We start from the raw sequence: 22,386 nt of genomic DNA on the forward strand, positions 1-22,386 counted from the left end.
AGAAGTCGGCCCACGCGCCGCCTTCGGTGTTATGCTGGCCATCAGCCCGTAGCGGCCGGCTTGTCAGGCCGCGGGCGCCGAGGGAGACCGTCATGTCCGGCCCCAGGCCAATACAGTCCGCTTTGCGGGCCCTCGCCGTCCTGGTCGTCGCATGGCTCGGCCTTGTCCTGGCGCCCGCGGCATGGGCGCAGGCGCAGGCTCCGTCGCCGGCCGGGCCAGCGCCCCTGGTGCTGGTGCTGGATCTCGACGGCGCCGTCGGCCCCGCCTCCCGCGAATATCTGGGCCAGGGTCTGGAAGAGGCGGCCCGCCGTGAAGCTGATCTGGCCGTCATCCGCATGGACACGCCAGGCGGCCTAGACTCCTCCACCCGCGAGATCATCGCTGACATCCTGGCCTCGCCGGTCCCGGTGGCGGTGTTTGTCACCCCGGCCGGGGCCCGGGCGGCCAGCGCCGGGACCTATATTCTCTATGCCAGCCACCTGGCGGCCATGGCGCCGGGCGCGCACCTGGGGGCGGCGACGCCGGTCCAGATGGGCGGCTCCAATCCGCTCTCACCCGCTGAGCCCGACGCCGACGAGGGCGAAGAGGCCAAGGCGCCGATGGGCGACGCCATGACCGCCAAGGTCACCAATGACGCGGCGGCCTATATGCGATCCCTGGCCGAACTTCAGGGCCGCAACGCGCAATGGGGCGAGCGCGCCGTGCGCGAAGCCGCCACCCTGACCGCCGCCGAAGCCCTGGACCAGGGCGTGATCGAGCTGCTGAGTCGCGACCTCAACAACCTGATCGCCCAGGCCGACGGCCGCACGGTGATGCTGAACGGCGACCCCCGGGTGCTCCGGACGGCTGGCGCCACCACCGAGACCCTGGCCCCCAGCTGGCGGGTCCAGGCGCTGGCGGTGATCACCAACCCGAACATCGCCTACATCCTGCTGATGGTCGGGATCTATGGCCTGATCTTCGAATTCATGTCCCCCGGCGCCGTCGGCCCTGGCGCCGTAGGCGCGGTCTGCCTGCTGCTGGGCCTTTTCGCGCTCAACATGCTGCCGGTGAACTATGCCGGCGGGGCGCTGATGCTGCTCGGGATCGGCCTCCTGGTGGCCGAAGCCTTCGCCCCTGGGTTTGGCGTGTTTGGGGCGGCCGGCGCCGTCGGTCTGGCGATCGGCTCCGTCATGCTGTTTCGCGAGACCCCAGGCTTCAAGCTGTCGCCCTATGTCATCCTGGCGACCGTCGCCGTCAGCCTCGCCTTCGTCGGCATCGCCCTGCGCGCCGCCGTGCGGGCCGCCAAGGGCGGGGTGGCCACGGGCGCCGAGGCCCTGCTGCGCGCCACCGGCGTGGTCCAGAGCTGGGCCGACGGCCAGGGCTATGTCCATGCCCAGGGGGAAGACTGGCACGCCCGCTCCAGCGCCCCGCTCCTCCCCGGCCAGCCCGTGCGGATCGCCGCCCGCGACGGCCTCACCCTCATCGTCGAGCCCGAAAACCCCGCCTGAAGGCGGAGAAGGACCAAGCCCATGTTCGATATCGCCTCCTATGGCGCCCTAGCCGTCTTCATCATCATCATCCTGCTGCAGGCGGTGAAGGTGATGCGGGAATATGAACGCGCCGTTGTCTTCACCCTCGGCCGCTTCACCGGCGTGAAGGGGCCAGGCCTGATCCTGCTGATCCCCATCGTCCAGCAGATGGTCAAGGTGGACCTGCGCACCATCGTGCTGGACGTGCCCAGTCAGGACCTGATCAGCCGAGACAACGTGTCGGTGAAGGTGTCGGCGGTGATCTATTTCCGGGTCATCGACGCCGACCGGGCGGTGATCCAGGTGGAGAACTACATGGACGCCACCAGCCAGCTCGCCCAGACCACCCTGCGCTCGGTGCTGGGCAAGCACGACCTCGACGACATGCTGGCCGAGCGGGATAAGCTGAACCAGGACATCCGGTCCATCCTCGACAGCCAGACCGAGGAATGGGGCATCAAGGTCGCCAATGTGGAGATCAAGCACGTCGATATCGACGAGAGCATGATCCGCGCCATCGCCCGCCAGGCCGAGGCCGAACGGAACCGTCGCGCCCGCGTCATCAACGCCGAGGGTGAAAAGCAGGCCGCCCACGCCGTCCTCGAGGCCGCCCAGACCCTGGCCACCATCCCCGAGGCCATGCAGCTGCGCTATCTGAACACGCTGTCCGACATCGGGGCGGACAAGAACACCACCATCGTCTTCCCCATGCCGATGGAGATCGGCACGGCGCTCGCCAACATGGCCAAGCCCAAGGCCTGAGCCCTCAGGCCGAGGCGACGATCCCGGCGTCGTGCAGGCGGGCGATCTCTGCGCCGTCCAGGCCCAGCAGATCGCCCAGCACTTCCTCGGTGTGCTGGCCCAACCTCGCGGCGGGCTCAGCCGGCGCCCGGGCGTCCTGCGGCAGGGTGGCGGAATAGCCCGGGACGGGATAGGTCGCGCCGCTGGGCTGGGTGACGTCTGAGAAGATCGGGTTGCCCTTGAAGAGGCGGGGATCCTCCAGGGCCTGATTCAGGGTCTGGTACGGCCCCCAACAGACGCCGAGCTCATCGAACCGCGGCGCGAGATCGGCGCTGTCGGCGCGGGCGAAGCCGGCCTCAAAGATCGGCATCAAGGCCTCGGCATGGGCGAAGCGAACGCCCTCGTCCTTCTTGAAATCGACGCCGCGCGCCGCCTCAACCGCCGCCACGGCCTCGCCCACCCCCAGCACCTCGATCAGGCCCGTCCATTGGCGCGGCGTGATCGCCACCACCATCAGCCGCCGGCCATCGCGGGTGACGAAGTCGCGGCCGAAGGCCCCGAACAGATTATTTCCCTGGCGCGGCCGCTCGCCCCCGCCGGCCAGGATCTCGGCGGTCATGCCCATATTGGCCAGGGCTGAGGCCGCGACATCGGACAGCGGAATACGGATCTCGCGACCCTTGCCGGTGCGCGTCCGCGCCAGCAGGGCGGCGACCAGGTTGAAGGCCGCAAAGGCGCCGGTCAGCAGGTCCCAGGCCGGCAGCACGTGGTTCACCGGCCGCGGATCGTCGGGATGCCCCGTCATCAGCGGCACGCCCACGGCGCTGTTGATCGTGTAGTCGACGCCCGGCCCACCATCGGCCCAGCCCATGACGCGGACGCAGATCACGTCCTCCCGCAGGGCCTTGAGCTTCTCGTAGGCCAGGAAGCCATCGACCGGGAAGTTGGTGACGAACAGACCACCGTCCTCGCCGGGCGCCGCGGCCAGGCGCTGGGCGAGCTCCCGGCCCTCGGGGCGCGACAGGTCCAGGGCGACGGACTTCTTGCCCTTGTTCAGCCCCTCCCAATAGAGGCTCGACCCATTGGCGGCCAACGGCCAACGGCGGAAGTCGGGGCCCCCGCCGATATTGTCGAACCGGATCACCTGCGCGCCCAGCTGCGCCAGATAGAGCCCGCAGGTGGGGCCGGCGATGAAGGCCGAACCCTCGACCACGGTCAGGCCCTTGAGCAGGTCGTACATGGCGGCGTCCTCCGGTTGTTGTCTGGCTCGCATCGGCGCCTGGCCATAGCATGTGGGCCGGTTGACGTTGGGGGCGCCCTGGCCGTGCGCGCCGGCTCGGTGTCATATCTCGCGCCGACGACTCGAAAAGCCCGCCCGGAGGATGCTTGGCCCAGTTCCGTTCGCTCCTGTTCACGCCGGCCAGCCGGCCCGACCGCTTCGACCGCGCTCTGGCGAGCGGCGCCGACGCGGTCTGCCTGGACCTGGAGGACGCGGTCGCCCCGCCGGACAAGGCCACGGCGCGGTCCGCGGCCCTCGACTATCTGGCGCGCCGTCCGGCCGGCCAGGTCAAGGTGGGCCTGCGCCTCAATGGCCGCACCTCGCCCTGGTTCGACGATGATCTGCGGGCCGCGGCCAACGCCCGGGCGGACTTCTTCATGATCCCCAAGGCGTCCGGCGCCCAGGAGTTCGCCATGCTGCAGCGAGCCCTGGGAGAGGCGCGGCCCTTCTGGCCGCTGGTGGAGACGCCCGAGGGTTTGATGCGCGCCTGGGAGATCGCCGCGGCGCCAGCCGTGGGCGGGGTCCTGTTCGGCGCTTTCGACTACAGCGCCGAGGTCGGCTGCGAGATGAGCTGGGAGCCGCTGCTGTTCGCCCGCAGCCAGATCGCCGCGGCCTGCGCCCGGGCCGGCGTCGAGGCCCTGGACGCCCCGCCGGCCGCCGTGAACGACGATGAGGCGCTGGCCGCCGAGACCGACCGCGCCCGGCGCCTGGGCTTCACCGGCCGGGCCTGCATCCATCCCAGCCAGGTGGCGCCGATCAACGCCGCCTACACCCCCAGCGCCGAAGACCTGGCCAGGGCCCAGGCGGTGGTCACCGCCTTCGATACCGCCGCCGGCGGTCCGGCCCTGCTGGATGGCAAACTGATCGAGCTGCCCGTGGCCCGCGCCGCGCGGCGGATTCTGGAACGGGCGAGAGGATGAGCCGATGAAGACCGTCAAGGAGATCTCCCCGGGTCGCTACCGGGAAACCTTCGGCCGCTACTATGACGACTTCGTCGTCGGCGACGTCTACGAGCACCGTCCGGGCAAGACGGTGACGGAGGCCGACAATCACCTCTTCACCCTGCTGACGCTCAACACCCATCCGCTGCACTTCGACGCCGAATACGGCAAGCAGACGGAGTTCGGCCGCAACCTGGTGGTCTCGACCTATACGCTGGCCCTGCTGATCGGCATGAGCGTCAGCGACTGCTCGCAGAAGGCCATCGCCAATCTGGGGATGGACGAGGTCAAGTTCCCCGCCCCGGTCTTCGCCGGCGACACCCTCTATGGCGAGAGCGAGGTGCTGGCCAAGCGCGAGAGCAAGTCGCGGCCCGGCCAGGGCATCGTCACCATTCGCACCCTGGGCAAGAACCAGGACGGCAAGATCATCGCCACCTTCCGCCGCGACATGCTGATCCCGGCCCGGGGTCAGGCGATCGAGGACCGCCCCGACAGCGGCTACTAGGAGCCCGGACCATGACCTCGCCCAAGGACGCCACCGACGCCACCCTGCGCGCGCACGCGGCGCTCAAAGGGCAGTTGCCCCAGGATGACGGTCAGGACTGGACCGACGCCAAGCGGGGTTTCATCGGCTCCATTCCTGACGCGAAGATTGATAACGCTACAGGCGGGGTCGTCTGGAACATGGGCGCCTTCGCCTTCGAAGAAGCCGAAGAGCCGCCGCCCACGGTCAATCCCAGCCTGTGGCGCCAGGCGCGGCTGAACGCCCTGCATGGTCTCTTCGAGGTGACGCCGGGCGTCTATCAGGTGCGCGGCTTCGACCTGTCGAACATCACCTTCATCGAAGGCGAGCGGGGCTACCTCGTGATCGACCCGCTGATCTCGGCCGAGCCGGCCGCCGCCGCGCTGGCCCTGATGCGCCAGCATCGCGGCGACAAGCCGGTGACCGGCGTCATCTACACCCACAGCCATGTGGACCATTATGGCGGGGTGCGCGGGGTGATCTCCGACGCCGACATCGCAGCCGGCATGCGCATCATCGCCCCAGAAGGCTTTCTGGAGGAGGCGGTCAGCGAGAATGTCCTGGCCGGCAACGCCATGGGCCGGCGGGCGACCTACATGTACGGCGCGCTCCTGCCCCGCGACGCCCGCGGCCATGTGGACTCCGGCCTCGGCAAGACCACATCGATGGGCTCGGTCAGCCTGATCCCGCCCACGGAGAGCATCAGCGTGACGGGGACGAAGCTCACCGTCGACGGGATCGAGATCGAGTTCCAGGTGACGCCCGACACCGAGGCGCCGGCGGAGATGAACTTCTTCTTCCCGCAGTTCGGCGCGCTCTGCATGGCCGAGAACTGCTCCTGCCACCTGCACAACATCTATACGCCCCGCGGCGCCCAGGTGCGCGACGCCAAGCGCTGGGCCTACTACATCGATGAGGCCGCTGACCTGTTCGGTGACCGCACCGAAGTGCTGTTCGCCAGCCACCACTGGCCCCGCTGGGGCCAGGACCGGGCGCGGGCCTTCCTGAAGAAGCAGCGCGACCTCTACAAGTTCATCCACGACCAGACCCTGCGGATGGCCAACCACGGGATGACGCCCCTGGAGATCGGCGAGGTGCTCAAGCTGCCGCCGAGCCTGGAGGCCGAATGGTTCACCCGCGGCTATTACGGGACGCTGAACCACAACGCCAAGGCGGTCTATCAGCGCTACCTCGGCTGGTTCGACGGCAACCCGGCCAACCTGCATCCCCATCCGCCGGTGGAGGCGGGCAAGCGCTATGTAGACCTGGCCGGGGGGCCTGAGCCCCTGCTGGCCAAGGCCCGCGAGGCCTTCGCCGCCGGGGACTATCGCTGGACCGCCGAGCTGGTGAACCATCTGGTGTTCGCCGATCCGGCCAACGCCGAGGCCCGCGAGCTTCAGGCCGACGCCCTGGAGCAGCTGGGCTATCAGGCGGAGTCCGGTCCCTGGCGGGCCTTCTACCTCACCGGGGCCCAGGAACTGCGCAACCCGCGGCCGCCCTCGCCCACCCCGCGCCAGGGCGCCGCCGGCCAGATCCGCAACCTGCCGGCCGAACAGCTGCTGGACTCCCTGTCGGTGCGGCTGAACGGCGAGACCGCCGGAACCCTGCAGCTCGCCCTCGACCTCACCTTCACCGACACCCAAGAGCGTTTCGGGCTCTCGGTCGAGAACGCCGTGCTGCACCACGCCCGTGATCGCGTGGCGCCGGGGGCGACGTCTGTCCGCCTGAGCCGATCAACCCTGGTGGCCCTAGTGCTGGGGGAGCAGGAACTGGCCACCGCCATGGCCGACGGCGCCGTCGAAACGGCAGGTCCCGACCAGCTCGCGGCCCTTTTGGCCTGCCTCGATCGCTTCGATTTCTGGTTCGAAATCGTCACCCCCTGAGGCGCCGCATCTATAGGCGCCTGTAGAAAGTCTTAACCCTGCCCAATTGAATCCTACTATTCCGATAGGATTAGATATGCATCATGTCTCCCAGCCAAACGGGAGAGAGAAACATGGCGAGTCTGAATCGACGCGGGGTGCTGATCGGGGGACTGGCGAGCGCTGGCGCGTTGGCTGCGTGCTCGGCTGAGCCATCAGGCGGCGCCAAGGCGGCGACGCTCCTGAACGTCAGCTACGATCCCACTCGGGAATTCTATCGGGACTACAACGCCCTATTCGCCCAGTTGCAGCCAGACATGGCCGCGCGGGCCAAGGTCGATCAGTCGCATGGCGGTTCGGGCAAGCAGGCGCGTTCGGTCGTCGACGGGTTGGAGGCTGACGTGGTCACCCTGGCCCTGGCCGCCGACATTGACGAGATCGCCAAGCGCGGCCTGATCGCACCGGACTGGGCCAGCCGGCTGCCCGACAACAGCGCCCCCTACACCTCGACCATCGTCTTCCTGGTCCGCAAGGGAAACCCCAAGGCGATCAAGGGGTGGGACGACCTCGTTCGGCCGGGGGTCGAAGTGATCACGCCCAATCCCAAGACGTCGGGGGGCGCCCGCTGGAATTACCTCGCCGCCTGGGACCACGCCCTGAAGGCCAGCGGCGGCGATGCTGGTCAGGCGCGAACCTATGTCCGCGCCCTGTTTCAGCGGGTCCCGGTTCTCGACACCGGCGCCCGGGGCTCGACCACCACCTTCGCCCAGCGGGGGATCGGCGACGTCCTGCTGGCCTGGGAGAACGAAGCCTTCCTGGCCATCAACGAACTGGGCGCGGACAAGCTCGACATCGTCGCCCCGCCGACCTCCATCCTGGCCGAACCGCCGGTCTCGGTGGTGGATGCTGTGGTCGAACGCCACAAGACGCGGCCCCTGGCCGAGGCCTATCTGCAGGGCCTCTACACCCCCGAAGCCCAGGACTTGGCCGCGCGCCATCACTTCCGGCCCCGCAACACCGAGGTCGCCGGGCGATATGCCGACAAGTTCGTGCGGCTGGAGCTGGCGACGATCGCGGACTTCGGCGGCTGGCCGGCGGCTCAGGCCGAGCACTTCGCCGACGGCGGCGTGTTCGATCAGATCTATCAGCCGAAATGACCCCGTCCCTGGCCCTCGCGCGCGCGCCGCGCGCGCGTCGATCCTGGCGAAAGGCCTCGGTTTTGCCGGGCTTTCCGCTGGCGCTTGGCGTCACCCTCACCTGGCTCAGCCTGATCTTCCTCATCCCCCTCAGCGCCCTGATCCTGCGCCCGTGGGAGCTGGGACCTGCAGGGATCTGGGCGGTGGTCACCGATCCGAGGGTGCTCGCCGCGCTCAGGATCAGTTTCGGCTCGGCCGCCCTGGCCGCCCTGGTGAACGCCGGTCTTGGCCTGTTGATCGCCTGGGTGCTTGTGCGTCACCCCTTTCCGGGCCGCCGGCTAGTTGACGCGCTGGTCGACCTTCCGTTCGCCCTACCGACGGCCGTGGCCGGCATCGCGCTGACGGCGATCTATGCGCCAAACGGGCCCCTGGGCCAGCCCCTCTCGGCGCTGGGGATCCAGGTCGCCTACACGCCGCTCGGCATCATCCTGGCCCTGATCTTCGTCGGCCTTCCGTTCGTGGTGCGCACGGTCCAGCCGGTGCTGGAAGACCTCAGCAAGGACGTCGAAGAGGCCGCCCTGACGCTGGGCGCCACGCCGCCCCAGACCGCCTGGCGCGTCGTCATGCCCGCCGTGGCCCCGGCCCTGCTTACCGGCGTCGGGCTCGCCTTCGCCCGGGCCGCCGGGGAGTACGGATCGGTGATCTTCATCGCCGGCAACATGCCCCTGCGCTCGGAGATCGCGCCCCTGCTGATCGTCATCAAGCTGGAGCAGTTCGACTATGCCGGCGCCGCCGCCGTGGGCCTGGCCATGCTGGTCCTGTCCTTCACCGGCCTGCTGATCCTCAACAGCGTGCAAGGCGTGCTGGCCAGCCGGGGGCGCGCATGACCTCGCGATCACCGACGCCGGGCGCCGCCGCCCTGATCCTGGCGGCCCTCTCCACCCTGGGCCTGCTGGTGGTCCTGCCCCTGGCCATGGTGTTCCACGAAGCCTTTCGCCAAGGCCTGGGCGCCTATCTCGCCGCCCTGGCCGAGCCCGACGCCTGGTCCGCCATGCGGCTGACCCTGCTGGTTGCAGCGATTTCGGTCCCCCTCAATGCGGTGTTCGGCCTGGCCGCGGCCTGGACGATCGCCAAGTTCGAGTTCCCTGGCCGCAGTCTGCTGGTCACCCTTATCGACCTGCCTTTTTCGATCTCGCCGGTCGTCTCAGGCCTCGTCTGGGTGCTGCTGTTCGGCGTCAACGGCTGGCTTGGGCCGCTGATTCAGGAGCTCGGCGTCCGGGTGATCTTCAACGTGACCGGGGTCGTGCTGGCCACCGTTCTCGTGACCCTGCCCTTCGTGGCGCGAGAGCTGATCCCGCTCATGGAGCAGCAGGGCGCCGACGAGGAGATCGCCGCCATCACCCTCGGCGCCGGCCCCTGGACCACCTTCTTCCGCGTCACCCTGCCCAATGTGAAGTGGGGGCTCCTCTACGGGGTCCTGCTCTGTAACGCCCGCGCCATGGGCGAATTCGGCGCCGTCTCCGTGGTTTCCGGACACATCCGAGGCCTCACCAACACCCTGCCGCTGCATGTGGAGATCCTCTACAATGAGTATGACTTCGTCGGCGCCTTCGCGGTCGCCACTGTTCTCGCCGCCCTCGCCCTGGTCACTCTGGCGCTCAAGTCCGCCCTCGAATGGCGCCACGCAGGCGAGCTTGCGGCCGTCCGGCGCCACTGAGCCGGGCATGCCGCTGATCGTCGCAAACATCGCCAAGCGCTTCGGCGACCACATCGCCCTGGATGGGGTTTCCCTCGAAGCCCGCCAGGGCGAGTTCCTGGCCCTGCTTGGGCCGTCCGGCTCCGGCAAGACCACCCTGCTTCGCGTCCTGGCGGGCCTGGAGCGACCAGACGAGGGCGCGGTCAGCTTTGGCGGCGAGGACCTCCTGGCCATGGACGCCCGGGCCCGGCGGATCGGCATGGTCTTCCAGCACTACGCCCTCTTCCGCCACATGAGCGTGGCGCAGAATATCGCCTTTGGCCTGGAGGTGAGACCGGCCAGGGCCCGGCCCTCGCCGGCGGAAATCCGCAAGCGCGTCGACCGCCTTCTGGAACTGGTCCAGCTCGAGGGCCTGGGCGGGCGCTATCCGGCCCAGCTTTCCGGCGGCCAGCGGCAGAGGGTCGCCCTGGCCCGCGCCCTGGCCATCGAGCCGCGCATGCTGCTGCTGGATGAGCCCTTTGGCGCGCTCGACGCCCGGGTCCGCCGCGACCTGCGCGCCTGGCTGCGGCAGATCCACGACGAGACCGGCCTGACCACCATCTTCGTCACTCACGACCAGGAAGAGGCCATGGACCTCGCCGACCGGGTCGCCATCCTGCGCGATGGCCGCCTGGAACAGGTCGACACCCCCGAGAAAATCTATGAATCGCCAGCCTCGGCCTTCGTTTTCAGCTTCGTGGGCGAAGGGGTACAACTCACCGGCGACGTGGCCGATGGCGTCCTCTCTGTGGCCGGCTGGCGCACCCCTGCCCCGGCTGGAACACCCGCCGGCCCGGTCATGGTCAGCTTCCGGGGGGAATGCGCCGACATGCTTCCGGCGGCCGCAGATGGCCTGCCAGCACGCATCCTGACCGTGTCACGACGCGGCGGATCGTCGCGCGTGACCTGTGAGATCGGGGGTCAGATCTTCACCCTGGAGGCCCCAAAATCCCTTACCACGCCAGGGGTTGAGGTCCGTCTCGCCCCCCACGCCGTTATCCTTCACCCACGGTGAAGCTTAAGCCTCAAGCAATCTTTGCGCTCTAGCTCGCTCCTTGCGGAACGACATCGAACGTCGTTGTCCGAACAGAGAGAATTCTGAACCATGACGCTGAAGACCTCGCGCGCCATCGGCGCTTCCCTGATCGTGCTGGCGAGCGCTATCGCCGCCAGCCCGGCCGCCGCCCAGGCAGCGCCCTGGACCCTTCACGAGGCGATCGGCGCGCCGGACAACCTCAAGCTCTCCGGCACGGTGCGGGCGCGCTATGAGACCCTGGAAGGCCAGTACCGTCCCGCCTACGGGGACGGCTCGGACCAGGGCCTGGTTCTGCGCTCCAACCTGTTCGCCGAACTCGATCTGGCGCCGATCCGCATCGGCGGCGAGATCATCGACGCCCGGGTCTATCTGAACGACAGCGGCTCGCCGACGGGCACAGGGGACGTCAACGCCCTGGAGCTGATCCAGGCCTATGTGGCGCTCGACGCCAATGATCTGTTCCTGACCGGCTCCGAGGCTTCGGTCACCGCCGGCCGTTTCACCATGGACCTCGGCTCGCGTCGCCTGGTGGGGCGTTCGTCCTACGGTAACGCCACCAACGCCTTCGCGGGTCTGCGCGCCGACTGGAGCGCCGATGCGGCGGGCGATGTGACGCTGTTCTACACCTACCCGCTTCAGAAGCTGCCCAGCGACCGGGCGGGCATTCTGGACAACGAGATCGAGGCCGACCGCCAGAATGACGACCTGATCTTCTGGGGCGGCATCTACACCACGCCCAAGTTCGCCGGCGGAAGCAAGCTGGAGACCTTCGTCTTCCGCCTGGAAGAAGAAGACTCCCCCCGGCTCGCCACCCGCAATCGCCGCCTGACCACAGTGGGGGGCCGCTTCTTCCGAAACCCGGCCGCCGGCAAGTGGGACTATGAGATGGAGGGCGGCTGGCAGACCGGCGAGGCCCGCAACTCCACCAGCGCCGCCGACCGGCGCGACCTGGATGTCGACGCCCAGTATCTGCACCTGGAAGTGGGCAAGACCTTCGCCGCGGCCTGGTCGCCGCGGGTGTCGTTCGAATACGACTTCGCCAGCGGCGACAAGAGTTCGACCGACGGTGAATACAACCGCTTCGACGGCCTGTTCGGCCCCCGCCGTCCCGACTTCGGCCCGCCTGGCGCCTATGGCCCGCTGGGCCGCTCCAACCTCAACTCGCCAGGCGTCCGCCTGGAGGTTGCGCCCAACAAGCGCTGGGACGCCATGGCCTTCTACCGCGCCCTCTATCTGGATGAAGCGACCGACTCCTTCGCCAGCACCGGCGTGCGCGACGCCACCGGCCGCTCGGGCGACTTCGCCGGCCATCAGCTGGAGGCCCGCGCCCGCTACTGGATCGTGCCCAAGGCCACCCGCCTGGAGTTCGGCGTGGCCAAGCTCTTCAACGGCGAGTTCCTGGAGGACGCGCCCAACGCCACCGGCGCCGAAACCCTGTTCGGCTATGTCGAGCTGAGCCAGACCTTCTAAGGCGTCCCCCAACCCCACGCCTCAGATGGGCGGGGTCGGCGGTTCTCGTGGAACCGGTCGACCCCGCCATTTTGTTATGCGGCGCCTATTGTGGCTCCGCCGCTGGCGCGCCGGCCCAGGCCTCCCCATCTGCCAACAAGCCTGACCATTTGGAGAGACCCGTGCCCCTCACCCTCTATGACGCCTCGATCCCGGTCTATGCGCAGATGCTGCGCAACCTGGCGGCCCTGCTGGACAAGGCTGAGGCCCACGCCAAGGCCACCGGCCTGCCGCTCTCGGACCTGACCGAAGCGCGTCTGGCGCCGGACATGCATTCCCTGATCGGCCAGGTTCAGTTGGCCAGCGATGCGGCCAAGGGCGGCGCGGCCCGTCTGGCTGGCGTCACTCCGCCCAGCATGCCCGACACCGAGGCCACCTATGAGGACCTGAAGGCCCGCATCGCCAAGACCCTGGCCTTCGTCGAAAGCATCACCCCCGACCAGATCAGCGAGGACCTGGAGCGCACCATCGAGCTGCCCATGCCCAAGGGCGCGATGACCTTCACGGCCAAGGACTTTCTGCTCACCTTCTCGCTGCCGAACTTCATGTTCCACGTCACCACGGCCTACGCCCTGCTGCGCCACAAGGGCGCGCCGATCGGCAAACGGGACTTCCTGGCCGGCGCTCGCGGCTGAGGATTGCGTAATCGGGGCGGCCGGCTAAAGGTCGCCCCACATCCGCAGCAGATTGTGATAGGCGCCGGTGAGCGAAACCAGCTCCGGCGCGCCCGCCCCCACCTTGCCGGCCAATTGCTGGATGGCGATGTCCATCTGGAACAGCAGGCTGCGCTGGGCGTCGTCGCGCACCATGCTTTGGATCCAGAAAAAGCTGGAGACCCGCGCGCCGCGGGTCACCGCGCTCACCTGATGCAGGCTTGAGGCCGGATAGAGGATCATGTCGCCAGCCGGCAGCTTGACCTCGTGGACCCCATAGGTGTCCTCCACCAGCAGCTCCCCGCCCTCATAGTCGTCCGGCTCGGTCAGAAAGACGGTGGCCGACAGGTCGCTGCGGATACGCACCCGGCCATCGGGACTTTGCCGCACGGCGTTGTCCACATGCAGGCCAAAGGTCTGGCCGCCCCCGTAGCGGTTGAACAGCGGCGGAAACACCGTCTGCGGCAAGGCCGCGGTGACGAACAGCGGGTTGCGCGACAGAGCGTCCAGGATGCGCTCGCCGGCCTCGCGGGCCTGGGGCGAAGCTTCCGGCAACTGCTCATTGCGCTTGGCCAGCGCCGACTGCGTGCCCGAGGTGACATTGCCATCGACCCAGGATCCGCCGTCGATCAGACGCCGCAGGTCGGCGACCTCGGCCTTGGTCAGCACCTCTGGGATATGCAGCATCATGGCGAAGCTCCTGGCCAGCCCCTTTTAAGCCGAACAGGCCCTGCGAGCGAACTCGCAGGGCCTGACGTCGAATGCTTCGTTCCGTGTGGCGCTAGAACTTGGCGTTCAGCGTCAGCATGGCTTGGCGCGCCGGGCCGTAGTCGGCGTGGTGAACCCCATTGGTCCGGGCGATGTAGTCCTCGTCCGTCACGTTCTGCACGTTGAGCTGCAGGTTCAGGCGCGGATTGATCTGGTAGCTGGCGAAGGCGTCGAAGCGCCAGTATTCCGGGGCGTAGACCCCATTGGCGCCGCCGCCGGCGCCGCCCTGATTGCCGCCAAAGCTGTCGGAGACATAGTAGGCGCCGCCGCCCAGGCTGATCGCCTGGGTGACCTGGTAGGTCGAGAACAGGCTGAAGCTGTGCTCTGGCGTATTGGCCAGGGGATCGCCCACATTGACGTTGTTGTAGGCGCCCTTGGTGAGCTCGCTGTCCATATAGGTGTAGCCGCCGAACACCGACCAGGCCGGGGTCACCTGACCCGCGACCGAGAGTTCGAGGCCGCGGACCTCGGTCTCGCCAGCCTGGGCGTAGACGCCAGGCTCGATCTGGATCTGGGCGTTCTCGCGGACCACCTGGAAGATCGCCGCCGAGGTCGTCAGACGCTCGCCGAAGAAGGCCCACTTCACACCGATCTCGGCCGAGGTGGTCTCCTCAGGGTCCAGCACGTCGTTGGCGAGGTTGCCCGTCCCCGGCGCCGGGGCTGCGTTCTGGTCGCCGCCGGCAATGGTCGGCGGGGTGGAGGCCGTGCCGTACGACACATAGATGCTGCCATTGGCCGTCGGCTTGTAGACCAGGCCGGCCTGGTAGTTGGTGAAGCTCCAGTCGCCTTCGGTGGCGGTGATGGCGGTGGCCGTCACGTTGCGGCCCGTGACCGAATACTCGTCGTGCCGCAGGCCGAGATTCAGCATCCAGCGCTCGCCGAAGGACAGGGTGTCGAAGGCGTAGAAGCCGGCCGTCTTGGAGACGGTCGAGGAGACCGGGCCCTTGACGATCGTGCCCTCCCACGGATCGGAGGGATTGGGCGCATAGACCAGGGTGCAGTCGCCCGTGCCGGCGCCGGTGAAGCCCGTCGGACAGGGCGAGCCGGCGATCGTCGTGACCGTATAGGAGGCGTTCTCGTTCTTCTCCCGGGAGAGTTCGAGCCCGACATCATAGCTGTGCTCGATCGCGCCAGTGGTGAACCGGCCATAGATGTCGGCCACCGCCGCCACGGTCGTGGCCGGATTCCAGCGGGACTTGAGCCCGCGCTTCATCCACCACTGGCCATCCACGAACTGAGCGTTTCCGCCGTCGCCGGGATTGGTGACCACATAGTCGTTGACCGTCTTCGAATAGCGGAAGACGCCGCGGAAGGTCATGGCCTGGTTGATGTCGTGCTCGCCGGTCAGGGTGGCGATGTCGGCCGTGGTTTCCTGGTAGTCCCGGGCGGTGAGCCCGTAGAAGGAGTCCCGCGGCACATCGAGGACTCCCGTCTCCGTCGGGGTGACGCCCGGCAGCTTGCGCGACAGGGGCACGCCATAGTCGGGCATGTCGTTGCGGGTCAGGTGATAGTAGCTGAACGTCATGCGGCTGTCGGTCCCGAGACCGAGGGCGGCCGCAACGGCTGCGCCCCAGGTGTCGAAGTCCACTGCGTCGCGCTGAGGGACGTCGCCCTGCGCGCCCATCAAATTGATCCGCACCGCGCTGGTGTCGCCCAGCACATAGTTGGCGTCCGCAGCGGCCCGGACGTAGGAGTCGGTCCCGACGCGAAGGCTGGCGCTGGTGGCGTCCACGAGCTTGGGCTGCTTGCTCGTCAGGTTGATGCTGCCGCCGCCCGAGCCGCGGCCGTTATAGGCGGAGTCCGGGCCCTTGATGACCTCGACCTGCTCCAGATTGAAGATATCGCGGACCTGACCGCCACTGTCGCGGATGCCATCGACGAAGACGTTGTTGCCCGAAGCTTGGCCGCGGATGAAAGGACGGTCGGCCAGGGGCTGACCACCCTCGCCTGCCCCGAAGGTGATGCCCGGCGAGGTGCGCAGGATGTCCTGCAGCGAGGTCGCCGCCGTCTGCTCGATGACCACCTGCGGAATGACCGTCACGCTGCGCGGCGTGTCGATCAGATCCGTGGTGAACTTGGGCGACATGGGCTCGGGCGTCAGGTGGCCTTCCACCTCGACACCCGCCACCTCGTGGGGGGCGTCGTCGGCCAGGACCTGCGGCGCCAGGGCCAGCCCGGCCAGACCGGCGACCGCCGCCGGCGTCCAAGCACGTCGTGAATAGGCGCGTACGCCGGATGTCCGCTTCAGCATTTTTGGAGCCCCCAAGACTCGGGTGAGATTGCGAGGCATTCCTAGGTCCGAAGTTTGCAAACGACAATGCGAATCTTTCGCATTTTTGTTGCAATCTTCGTAACGTCGTTTCGCGAACGCTTGGGCAGGCTCTCAAGGTCGGCCCGTTTGGGGGCGACGGCGGCCGGCCTGGACCGACCGCCGCCGACACCAATCCCCTACCGAGGCAGCTTGCTCGCGCCCATCAGATAGGCGTCCACCGCCTGCGCGGCCTGACGGCCTTCGCGGATCGCCCAGACCACCAGGGACTGACCCCGGCGCATGTCGCCGCAGGCGAAGATGCGGGGCTCGGTGGTGCGATAGTCGTCCACCGACGCCTTCACATTGCCGCGGGGGTCGAGGTCGACCTTGGCCTGATCCACGAAGCCCTCGCGGCGGGGGCTGACAAAGCCCATGGCCAGCAGGACCAGGTCGGCCTTGAGCTGGAAGGTGCTGCCTTCGATCTCGCGCATCACCATGCGGCCGTCGTCGCCCTTGACCCACTCCAGGCGGGCGCATTCCAGGGCTTCGATCTTGCCGTCCTTGCCGATGGCCCGCTTGGTGGCGACGGCGAAGTCGCGCTCGCAGCCTTCCTCGTGGCTCGACGAGGTGCGCAACTTCAGCGGCCAGTCCGGCCAGGTCATCAGCTTGTTCTCGCGGGCCGGCGGCTGGGGCATGATTTCCAGCTGGGTGACCGAGGCCGCGCCATGGCGGTTCGAGGTGCCGATGCAGTCCGAGCCGGTGTCCCCGCCCCCGATGACCACCACATGCTTGCCCTTGGCCGACAGGGTGCCGTTCGGGGCGGCGACCTCTTCGGGATCCCCGGCCACGCGGCGGTTCTGCTGGGTGAGGAAGTCCATCGCGAAATGGATGCCCTCCAGATCGCGGTTCTCAACCTCGAGGTCGCGGGGCTTCTCGGCGCCGCCGGCCATGACCAGGACGTCGTAATCATCCAGCAGGCGCTGGACCGAGACGTTCACACCCACCTCGAAATTGGTGCGGAAGATGACGCCTTCGGCCTCCATCTGGCGCACCCGACGATCGATCAGGTGCTTCTCCATCTTGAAGTCCGGAATGCCGTAGCGCAGCAGGCCGCCGATCCGGTCGCTCTTCTCGAACACGGTCGGCGCATGGCCGGCGCGGGCCAGCTGCTGGGCGCAGGCCAGCCCGGCCGGGCCAGAGCCCACCACGGCCACACGCTTGCCGGTGCCCCGCGGCGAGGGCTGCGGCGTGATCCAGCCTTCATCCCACCCCTTGTCGACGATCTGGCATTCGATCGTCTTGATGGTGACCGGGGTGTCGACGATGTTCAGGGTGCAAGCCGCTTCGCAGGGCGCGGGGCAGACCCGACCGGTGAACTCGGGGAAGTTGTTGGTCGACTGCAGGTTCTCGAGCGCCGCCAGCCACTGCTCGCGATAGACGAGATTGTTGAAGTCCGGGATCTGGTTGTTCACCGGACAGCCGTTGTGACAGTACGGAATCCCGCAATCCATGCAACGGGAGGCCTGTTTGGTCAGGTCCGGCTGCGCCAGCGGGCGCACGAACTCGTTCCAGGTCTTCAGGCGCGACTCGGGCTTTTCGTAGCCGCGGTCCTGACGTTCGATCTCAAGGAAGCCTGTGGGCTTTCCCATGGCGGTGCTCCGATCTTCAGTCTTATTCGGCGGCGACGGCGGCGGCGGCCTTGCGTTCCTGGGCCAGGTCCAGCAGGGCGCGACGGTAGTCGGTCGGCATCACCTTGCGGAAATTGGCCAGCTCGGCGTCCCAGTTTTCCAGGATCATCCGGGCGCGCGCGCTGCCGGTATAGAGCAGGTGGCGCTCGATCAGGATACGCAGCCGTTCGGCGTCATGGGCGAGCACGTCGCCCATGCCGTTGTCGTCCACCGACGGCGACTTCTGCCGCGGGCGCTGAGCCTCGTCGGCCGGGTCCACGACGCCGGCTGGCGCAACGGAGTCCAGTTCGACCATGGCCATATTGCACAGGGGCGCGAAGCGGTTCTTGGGGTCATAGACATAGGCGACCCCGCCGGACATGCCGGCCGCAAAGTTGCGCCCGGTATCGCCCAGCACCACCACCACGCCGCCGGTCATGTATTCGCAGCCGTGGTCGCCCAGGCCCTCGACCACCGCCACGGCGCCGGAGTTGCGGACGGCGAAACGTTCGCCAGCCACCCCTTCGAAATAGGCCTCGCCGGCGATGGCGCCATAGAGGACCGTATTGCCGACGATGATGTTCTGGGTCGGCTCACGCTTGGAGTTCGGCGGCTGGCGCACGATGACGCGACCGCCCGACAGGCCTTTGCCCACATAGTCGTTGCTGTCGCCGATCAGCTCCAGGGTCACGCCCCGGGCCGCAAACGCGCCGAAGCTCTGGCCGCCGGTGCCGCGGAAGGTCAGCGAGATCGTGCCGTCCGGAAGGCCGGCATGGCCATGGGCCATGGCCACCTCGCCCGACAGCATGGCGCCGACCGTGCGGTTGATGTTGCGGATCTCGAACTCGCCGCGGACAGCTTCGCCCTTTTCGATGGCGGGCTTGGCCACGGCGATCAGCTGGTGATCGAGCGCGGCGTCCAGACCATGATCCTGACGCTCGGTGTTCCACAGACCCTTCGGGTTCTCCAGCGGGGCTTGGTAGAGCAGGCGCGAGAGATCGACGCCGCGGGCCTTCCAGTGATCCACCGCGGGCGCGGCGTCCAGCAGGTCGACCCGACCGACCATCTCGTCCACCGTCCTGAAGCCGAGCTGGGCCATGATCTCCCGCAGCTCTTCGGCCACGAAGAAGAAGTAGTTGATCACGTGCTCGGGCTGGCCGTTGAACCGGGCCCTAAGGACAGGGTCCTGGGTGGCCACGCCCACCGGGCAGGTGTTGAGGTGGCACTTGCGCATCATGATGCAGCCGGCCGCGATCAGCGGCGCGGTGGCGAAGCCGAACTCCTCGGCGCCCAGCAGAGCGCCGATGGCCACGTCGCGGCCGGTGCGCAGGCCGCCGTCCACCTGCACGGCGATGCGGGTACGCAGACCATTCAGCAGTAGGGTCTGCTGGGTCTCGGCCAGGCCGATCTCCCAGGGCGAGCCGGCATGCGTCAGCGAGGTCAGCGGCGAGGCGCCGGTGCCGCCCTCGAAGCCCGAAATGGTCACATGGTCGGCACGGGCCTTGGAGACCCCGGCGGCGACCGTGCCCACGCCGACTTCCGAGACCAGCTTCACCGAGATGCGGGCCTTGGGATTGACGTTCTTCAGGTCGTGGATCAGCTGGGCCAGATCCTCGATCGAATAGATGTCGTGGTGCGGCGGCGGGCTGATCAGGCCCACGCCCGGCGTCGAGTGACGCACCTTGGCGATGTTCTTGTCGACCTTGTGCCCGGGCAGCTGGCCGCCCTCGCCGGGCTTTGCGCCCTGGGCCATCTTGATCTGGATGTCGTCGGCGTTGACCAGATACTCCGCCGTGACCCCGAAGCGGCCCGAGGCCACCTGCTTGATCTTGGAGCGCATGGAATCGCCGTTCGGCAGGGGCGTGAAGCGATCGGGCTCCTCGCCGCCTTCGCCGGTGTTCGACCGGCCGCCGATGCGGTTCATGGCCATGGCCAGCGTGGTATGCGCCTCACGGCTGATGGAGCCGAAGCTCATCGCGCCGGTGGAGAAGCGCTTGACGATCTCGCTGGCCGGTTCGACCTCGTCCAGCGGGATAGCCTTGTCGGCCAGCTTGAAGCGCATCAGGCCACGGATGGTCAGCAGCCGCTCGCTCTGCTCGTTGATGCTGGCGGCGAAGGCCTTGTACTCGTCAGGCAGGTTGCCGCGCACGGCGTGCTGCAGCCGAGCCACCGAATCCGGCGTCCAGGCATGGGCCTCGCCTCGCAGGCGATAGGCGTATGAGCCGCCGACATCGAGCATGTGGCGATAGATCGGGTTGTCGCCATAGGCGTCGCGGTGACGCCGCACGGCTTCCTCGGCGATCTCGCCCAGGCCGACGCCTTCGATGGTCGAGGCGGTGCCGGTGAAGTACTTCTCGATCAGTTCGGAGTTCAGGCCGACCGCGTCGAAGATCTGCGCGCCGCAATAGGACTGGTAGGTCGAGATGCCCATCTTGGACATGACCTTCAGAATGCCCTTGCCGACAGCCTTGATGTAGTTCTTGCGGGCCTGCTTGGCTGTGATGTCGAGCTTGTTCTGCACCCGCAGCTGCTCGATGGTCTCGAACGCCAGATAGGGGTTCACCGCCTCAGCGCCATAGCCGGCCAGGACGCAGAAGTGGTGCACTTCGCGGGCTTCGCCGGTCTCGATGACGAGGCCGGTCTGCATGCGCAGGCCCTGGCGGATCAGGTGGTGGTGCACCGCCGCGGTGGCGAGCGCCGCGGGGATCGGGATCCGGTCGGCGCTGACGGCCCGATCCGACAGGATCAGAATGTTCATGCCGGCCAGGACCTCGTCGGTGGCCTCACGGCACAGACGCTCCAGCGCGCGCTCCAATCCGCCCGCGCCCTCGTCGGCCGCCCAGGTGGCGTCCAGCGTGGCGGTGCGGAAGGCGCCGTCCAGCAGCTCGTTGATCGAGCGGATCTTGGCCAGGGCCTCGTTGGTGAGGATCGGCTGGGCGACTTCCAGGCGCTTGTGCGAGCCGGCCTGACGACCGAGCAGGTTCGGGCGCGGCCCGATCATCGACACCAGGCTCATGACCAGCTCCTCGCGGATCGGGTCGATCGGCGGGTTGGTGACCTGGGCGAAGTTCTGCTTGAAGTATTCGTAGATCAGTTTCGAGCGCTGGGAGAGCACGGCGATCGGCGTATCGACGCCCATGGAGCCGATGGGATCATCCCCCATGCGAGCCATCGGCTCGAGGAAGAACTGCTGGTCTTCCTGCGTGTAGCCAAAGGCCTGCTGGCGGTCGAGCAGCACCGGATCGTCGGCCAGGACGGGCTCGACCTCTTCGGCGTCGTCGAGATCTTCCAGCTTGAACTGGGTCTCGGCCAGCCACTCCTCATAGGGCTTGGCGCCGGCGAGAGAGGCCTTGATCTCCTCGTCCTCGATGATGCGCCCCTCCTCCATGTCGATGAGGAGCATCTTGCCCGGCTGCAGCCGCCACTTGCGGACGATGCGCTCGTCCTCGACCGGCAGCACGCCGACCTCCGAGGCCATGATCACATGGTCCTGGTCGGTGATGACGAAGCGGGCCGGGCGCAGGCCGTTGCGGTCCAGGGTGGCGCCGATCTGGCGGCCATCGGTGAAGGCCACGGCGGCGGGGCCGTCCCACGGCTCCATCAGGGCCGCGTGATATTCGTAGAAAGCCTTGCGCTTGGAATCCATCAGCGGATTGCCGGCCCAGGCTTCGGGGATCAGCATCATCACCGCATGGGCCAGCGAATAGCCGCCGGCGATCAGCAGTTCGAGGGCGTTGTCCAGGCAGGCGGTGTCCGACTGGCCGTGCGGAATCAGCGGCCACATCTTGTCGAGGTCGGCGCCCAGCAGGTCGGATTCCATCCCGCGACGCCGCGCGTTCATCCAGTTCACATTGCCGCGGACGGTGTTGATCTCACCGTTGTGGGCCATGAACCGATAGGGGTGGGCCAGCCGCCAGGACGGGAAGGTGTTGGTCGAGAACCGCTGGTGGACCAGGGCCAGGGCGGATTCCGCCAGGGGATTGGCCAGGTCTTCGTAGAAGGTCCCCACCTGTCCGGCCAGCAGCAGGCCCTTATAGACCACGGTGCGGGTCGACAGGGACGGCAGATAGAGGTCCTTCAGGCCCGGCAGGCCCTTCTTCTCGGCCAGCTGGGCGATCGGGTTCTGGATCTGCTTGCGCACGGCCAGCAGCTTCCGTTCGTGGGCGTCCTGGTCCTTGATGGTCGGGCCGCGGCCGATGAAGGCCTGGCGGATCATCGGCATGGCTTCGAGCACGGCCTGGCCGATGCCGTCCAGGTTCACCGGCACGTCGCGCCAGCCGAGGACCGGCTGCTTCTCGACCTTCATGAAGTGTTCGAACTGGGCCACGGCGACCTCGCGCGCAGCCTCATCGGCCGGCAGGAAGCACATGGCCACGGCGTACTCGCCGGCCGGCGGTAGGTCGACGCCGTTATCCTTGGCCCAGGCGCGATAGAGCGCATCGGGAATCTGAATCAGAATCCCGGCTCCGTCGCCGACCAGCGGGTCGGCCCCCACCGCGCCGCGGTGGTCCAGATTGACCAGAATCTGCAGACCCGCCTGCACGACCTCGTGCGATTTGCGGCCTTTGATATTGGCTACAAACCCAACGCCGCATGCATCATGCTCGTTACGCGGATCATACAATCCCTGCCGCTCTGGCGCCCCCATATGGACTCCCTTCCACTCGCTACGGGCGTGCGTTGACGCGGCCCCGAGGGGCCGTTCCGGACGCACGTTTGAACCGCGCATTTACCCGGCAAGAACATCCCTTGTCGATGGGGCAGAAGCGGCTGA

The 22,386-nt window shown here is 67.9% G+C and carries 16 protein-coding genes; 11 read left to right on the forward strand and 5 right to left on the reverse strand.

Annotated elements, in window-relative coordinates:
• The first annotated feature begins 92 nt into the window (after positions 1-92).
• Complete coding sequence (locus Q8L83_RS15490; protein WP_305288468.1) at positions 93-1,490, forward strand: nodulation protein NfeD; 1,398 nt, start codon at positions 93-95, stop codon at positions 1,488-1,490.
• Positions 1,491-1,511: 21 nt separating this feature from the next.
• Positions 1,512-2,273, forward strand: coding sequence for a slipin family protein (locus Q8L83_RS15495; RefSeq protein ID WP_305288470.1), 762 nt, complete (start codon positions 1,512-1,514; stop codon positions 2,271-2,273).
• 4 nt (positions 2,274-2,277) lie between these two features.
• On the opposite strand, the gene Q8L83_RS15500 is transcribed toward Q8L83_RS15495, so the two are convergent.
• The gene (locus tag Q8L83_RS15500; protein WP_305288472.1) at positions 2,278-3,492 is read right to left on the reverse strand and encodes a CoA transferase; all 1,215 of its coding nucleotides are present in this window, start codon (positions 3,490-3,492) and stop codon (positions 2,278-2,280) included.
• A 146-nt stretch (positions 3,493-3,638) separates the two neighbouring features.
• Here Q8L83_RS15500 and Q8L83_RS15505 point away from each other — a divergent pair, with 146 nt between their 5' ends.
• The 9 genes from Q8L83_RS15505 to Q8L83_RS15545 all read left to right on the forward strand — a co-directional run bounded on the left by Q8L83_RS15505 (position 3,639) and on the right by Q8L83_RS15545 (position 12,908).
• Entirely contained in the window at positions 3,639-4,451 is an 813-nt protein-coding gene (locus Q8L83_RS15505; protein WP_305288474.1) for a CoA ester lyase, read from the forward strand.
• A gap of 4 nt (positions 4,452-4,455) precedes the next feature.
• Positions 4,456-4,977 (forward strand): MaoC family dehydratase, encoded by a 522-nt coding sequence (locus Q8L83_RS15510; RefSeq protein ID WP_305288475.1) that lies wholly within the window; start codon positions 4,456-4,458, stop codon positions 4,975-4,977.
• An 11-nt stretch (positions 4,978-4,988) separates the two neighbouring features.
• A complete protein-coding gene (locus tag Q8L83_RS15515; RefSeq protein WP_305288477.1) occupies positions 4,989-6,878 on the forward strand; it encodes an alkyl/aryl-sulfatase in 1,890 nt (629 codons plus the stop codon).
• 113 nt (positions 6,879-6,991) lie between these two features.
• Entirely contained in the window at positions 6,992-8,014 is a 1,023-nt protein-coding gene (locus Q8L83_RS15520) for a sulfate ABC transporter substrate-binding protein (protein WP_305288480.1), read from the forward strand.
• On the forward strand, positions 8,011-8,880 hold the full coding sequence (cysT, locus tag Q8L83_RS15525; protein WP_305288482.1) for a sulfate ABC transporter permease subunit CysT: 870 nt from the start codon (positions 8,011-8,013) through the stop codon (positions 8,878-8,880). Before Q8L83_RS15520 ends, cysT begins: the two co-directional genes overlap by 4 nt.
• Entirely contained in the window at positions 8,877-9,710 is an 834-nt protein-coding gene (cysW, locus tag Q8L83_RS15530) for a sulfate ABC transporter permease subunit CysW (protein WP_305288483.1), read from the forward strand. The genes cysT and cysW overlap by 4 nt, the downstream gene beginning before the upstream one ends.
• 7 nt (positions 9,711-9,717) lie before the next feature.
• Entirely contained in the window at positions 9,718-10,743 is a 1,026-nt protein-coding gene (locus Q8L83_RS15535) for a sulfate/molybdate ABC transporter ATP-binding protein (protein WP_305288485.1), read from the forward strand.
• A 90-nt stretch (positions 10,744-10,833) separates the two neighbouring features.
• On the forward strand, positions 10,834-12,234 hold the full coding sequence (locus Q8L83_RS15540) for an alginate export family protein (protein WP_305288487.1): 1,401 nt from the start codon (positions 10,834-10,836) through the stop codon (positions 12,232-12,234).
• A gap of 161 nt (positions 12,235-12,395) precedes the next feature.
• Positions 12,396-12,908, forward strand: coding sequence for a DUF1993 family protein (locus tag Q8L83_RS15545; RefSeq protein ID WP_305288489.1), 513 nt, complete (start codon positions 12,396-12,398; stop codon positions 12,906-12,908).
• A 24-nt stretch (positions 12,909-12,932) separates the two neighbouring features.
• Here Q8L83_RS15545 and Q8L83_RS15550 read toward each other — a convergent pair whose 3' ends face one another.
• From Q8L83_RS15550 to gltB, 4 genes are all read right to left on the reverse strand, one after another.
• Positions 12,933-13,616: a Fe2+-dependent dioxygenase gene (locus Q8L83_RS15550; RefSeq protein ID WP_305288491.1), complete on the reverse strand. Its 684-nt coding sequence runs from the start codon at positions 13,614-13,616 to the stop codon at positions 12,933-12,935.
• Between the two features lie 91 nt (positions 13,617-13,707).
• Positions 13,708-15,945 carry a TonB-dependent siderophore receptor gene (locus tag Q8L83_RS15555; RefSeq protein ID WP_305288493.1) on the reverse strand — a complete coding sequence of 746 codons (2,238 nt, stop codon included), beginning with the start codon at positions 15,943-15,945 and terminating at the stop codon, positions 13,708-13,710.
• 197 nt (positions 15,946-16,142) lie between these two features.
• The gene (locus Q8L83_RS15560; protein ID WP_305288495.1) at positions 16,143-17,594 is read right to left on the reverse strand and encodes a glutamate synthase subunit beta; all 1,452 of its coding nucleotides are present in this window, start codon (positions 17,592-17,594) and stop codon (positions 16,143-16,145) included.
• Positions 17,595-17,616: 22 nt separating this feature from the next.
• On the reverse strand, positions 17,617-22,260 hold the full coding sequence (gltB, locus tag Q8L83_RS15565) for a glutamate synthase large subunit (protein WP_305288497.1): 4,644 nt from the start codon (positions 22,258-22,260) through the stop codon (positions 17,617-17,619).
• Between the last annotated feature and the right edge of the window lie 126 nt (positions 22,261-22,386).

Source organism: Phenylobacterium sp. (assembly GCF_030680185.1).
GTDB lineage: Bacteria > Pseudomonadota > Alphaproteobacteria > Caulobacterales > Caulobacteraceae > Phenylobacterium.

Coding starts and splice junctions, on each gene's coding strand:
- Q8L83_RS15515 (WP_305288477.1), top strand. CDS start 4,989: ATGACCTCGCCCAAGGACGCCACCGACGCCACCCTGCGCGCGCACGCG.
- Q8L83_RS15535 (WP_305288485.1), top strand. CDS start 9,718: ATGCCGCTGATCGTCGCAAACATCGCCAAGCGCTTCGGCGACCACATC.
- Q8L83_RS15500 (WP_305288472.1), bottom strand. CDS start 3,492: ATGTACGACCTGCTCAAGGGCCTGACCGTGGTCGAGGGTTCGGCCTTC.
- Q8L83_RS15560 (WP_305288495.1), bottom strand. CDS start 17,594: ATGGGAAAGCCCACAGGCTTCCTTGAGATCGAACGTCAGGACCGCGGC.
- cysW (WP_305288483.1), top strand. CDS start 8,877: ATGACCTCGCGATCACCGACGCCGGGCGCCGCCGCCCTGATCCTGGCG.
- gltB (WP_305288497.1), bottom strand. CDS start 22,260: ATGGGGGCGCCAGAGCGGCAGGGATTGTATGATCCGCGTAACGAGCAT.
- Q8L83_RS15495 (WP_305288470.1), top strand. CDS start 1,512: ATGTTCGATATCGCCTCCTATGGCGCCCTAGCCGTCTTCATCATCATC.
- Q8L83_RS15550 (WP_305288491.1), bottom strand. CDS start 13,616: ATGATGCTGCATATCCCAGAGGTGCTGACCAAGGCCGAGGTCGCCGAC.
- Q8L83_RS15510 (WP_305288475.1), top strand. CDS start 4,456: ATGAAGACCGTCAAGGAGATCTCCCCGGGTCGCTACCGGGAAACCTTC.
- Q8L83_RS15555 (WP_305288493.1), bottom strand. CDS start 15,945: ATGCTGAAGCGGACATCCGGCGTACGCGCCTATTCACGACGTGCTTGG.
- Q8L83_RS15520 (WP_305288480.1), top strand. CDS start 6,992: ATGGCGAGTCTGAATCGACGCGGGGTGCTGATCGGGGGACTGGCGAGC.
- Q8L83_RS15490 (WP_305288468.1), top strand. CDS start 93: ATGTCCGGCCCCAGGCCAATACAGTCCGCTTTGCGGGCCCTCGCCGTC.
- Q8L83_RS15540 (WP_305288487.1), top strand. CDS start 10,834: ATGACGCTGAAGACCTCGCGCGCCATCGGCGCTTCCCTGATCGTGCTG.
- cysT (WP_305288482.1), top strand. CDS start 8,011: ATGACCCCGTCCCTGGCCCTCGCGCGCGCGCCGCGCGCGCGTCGATCC.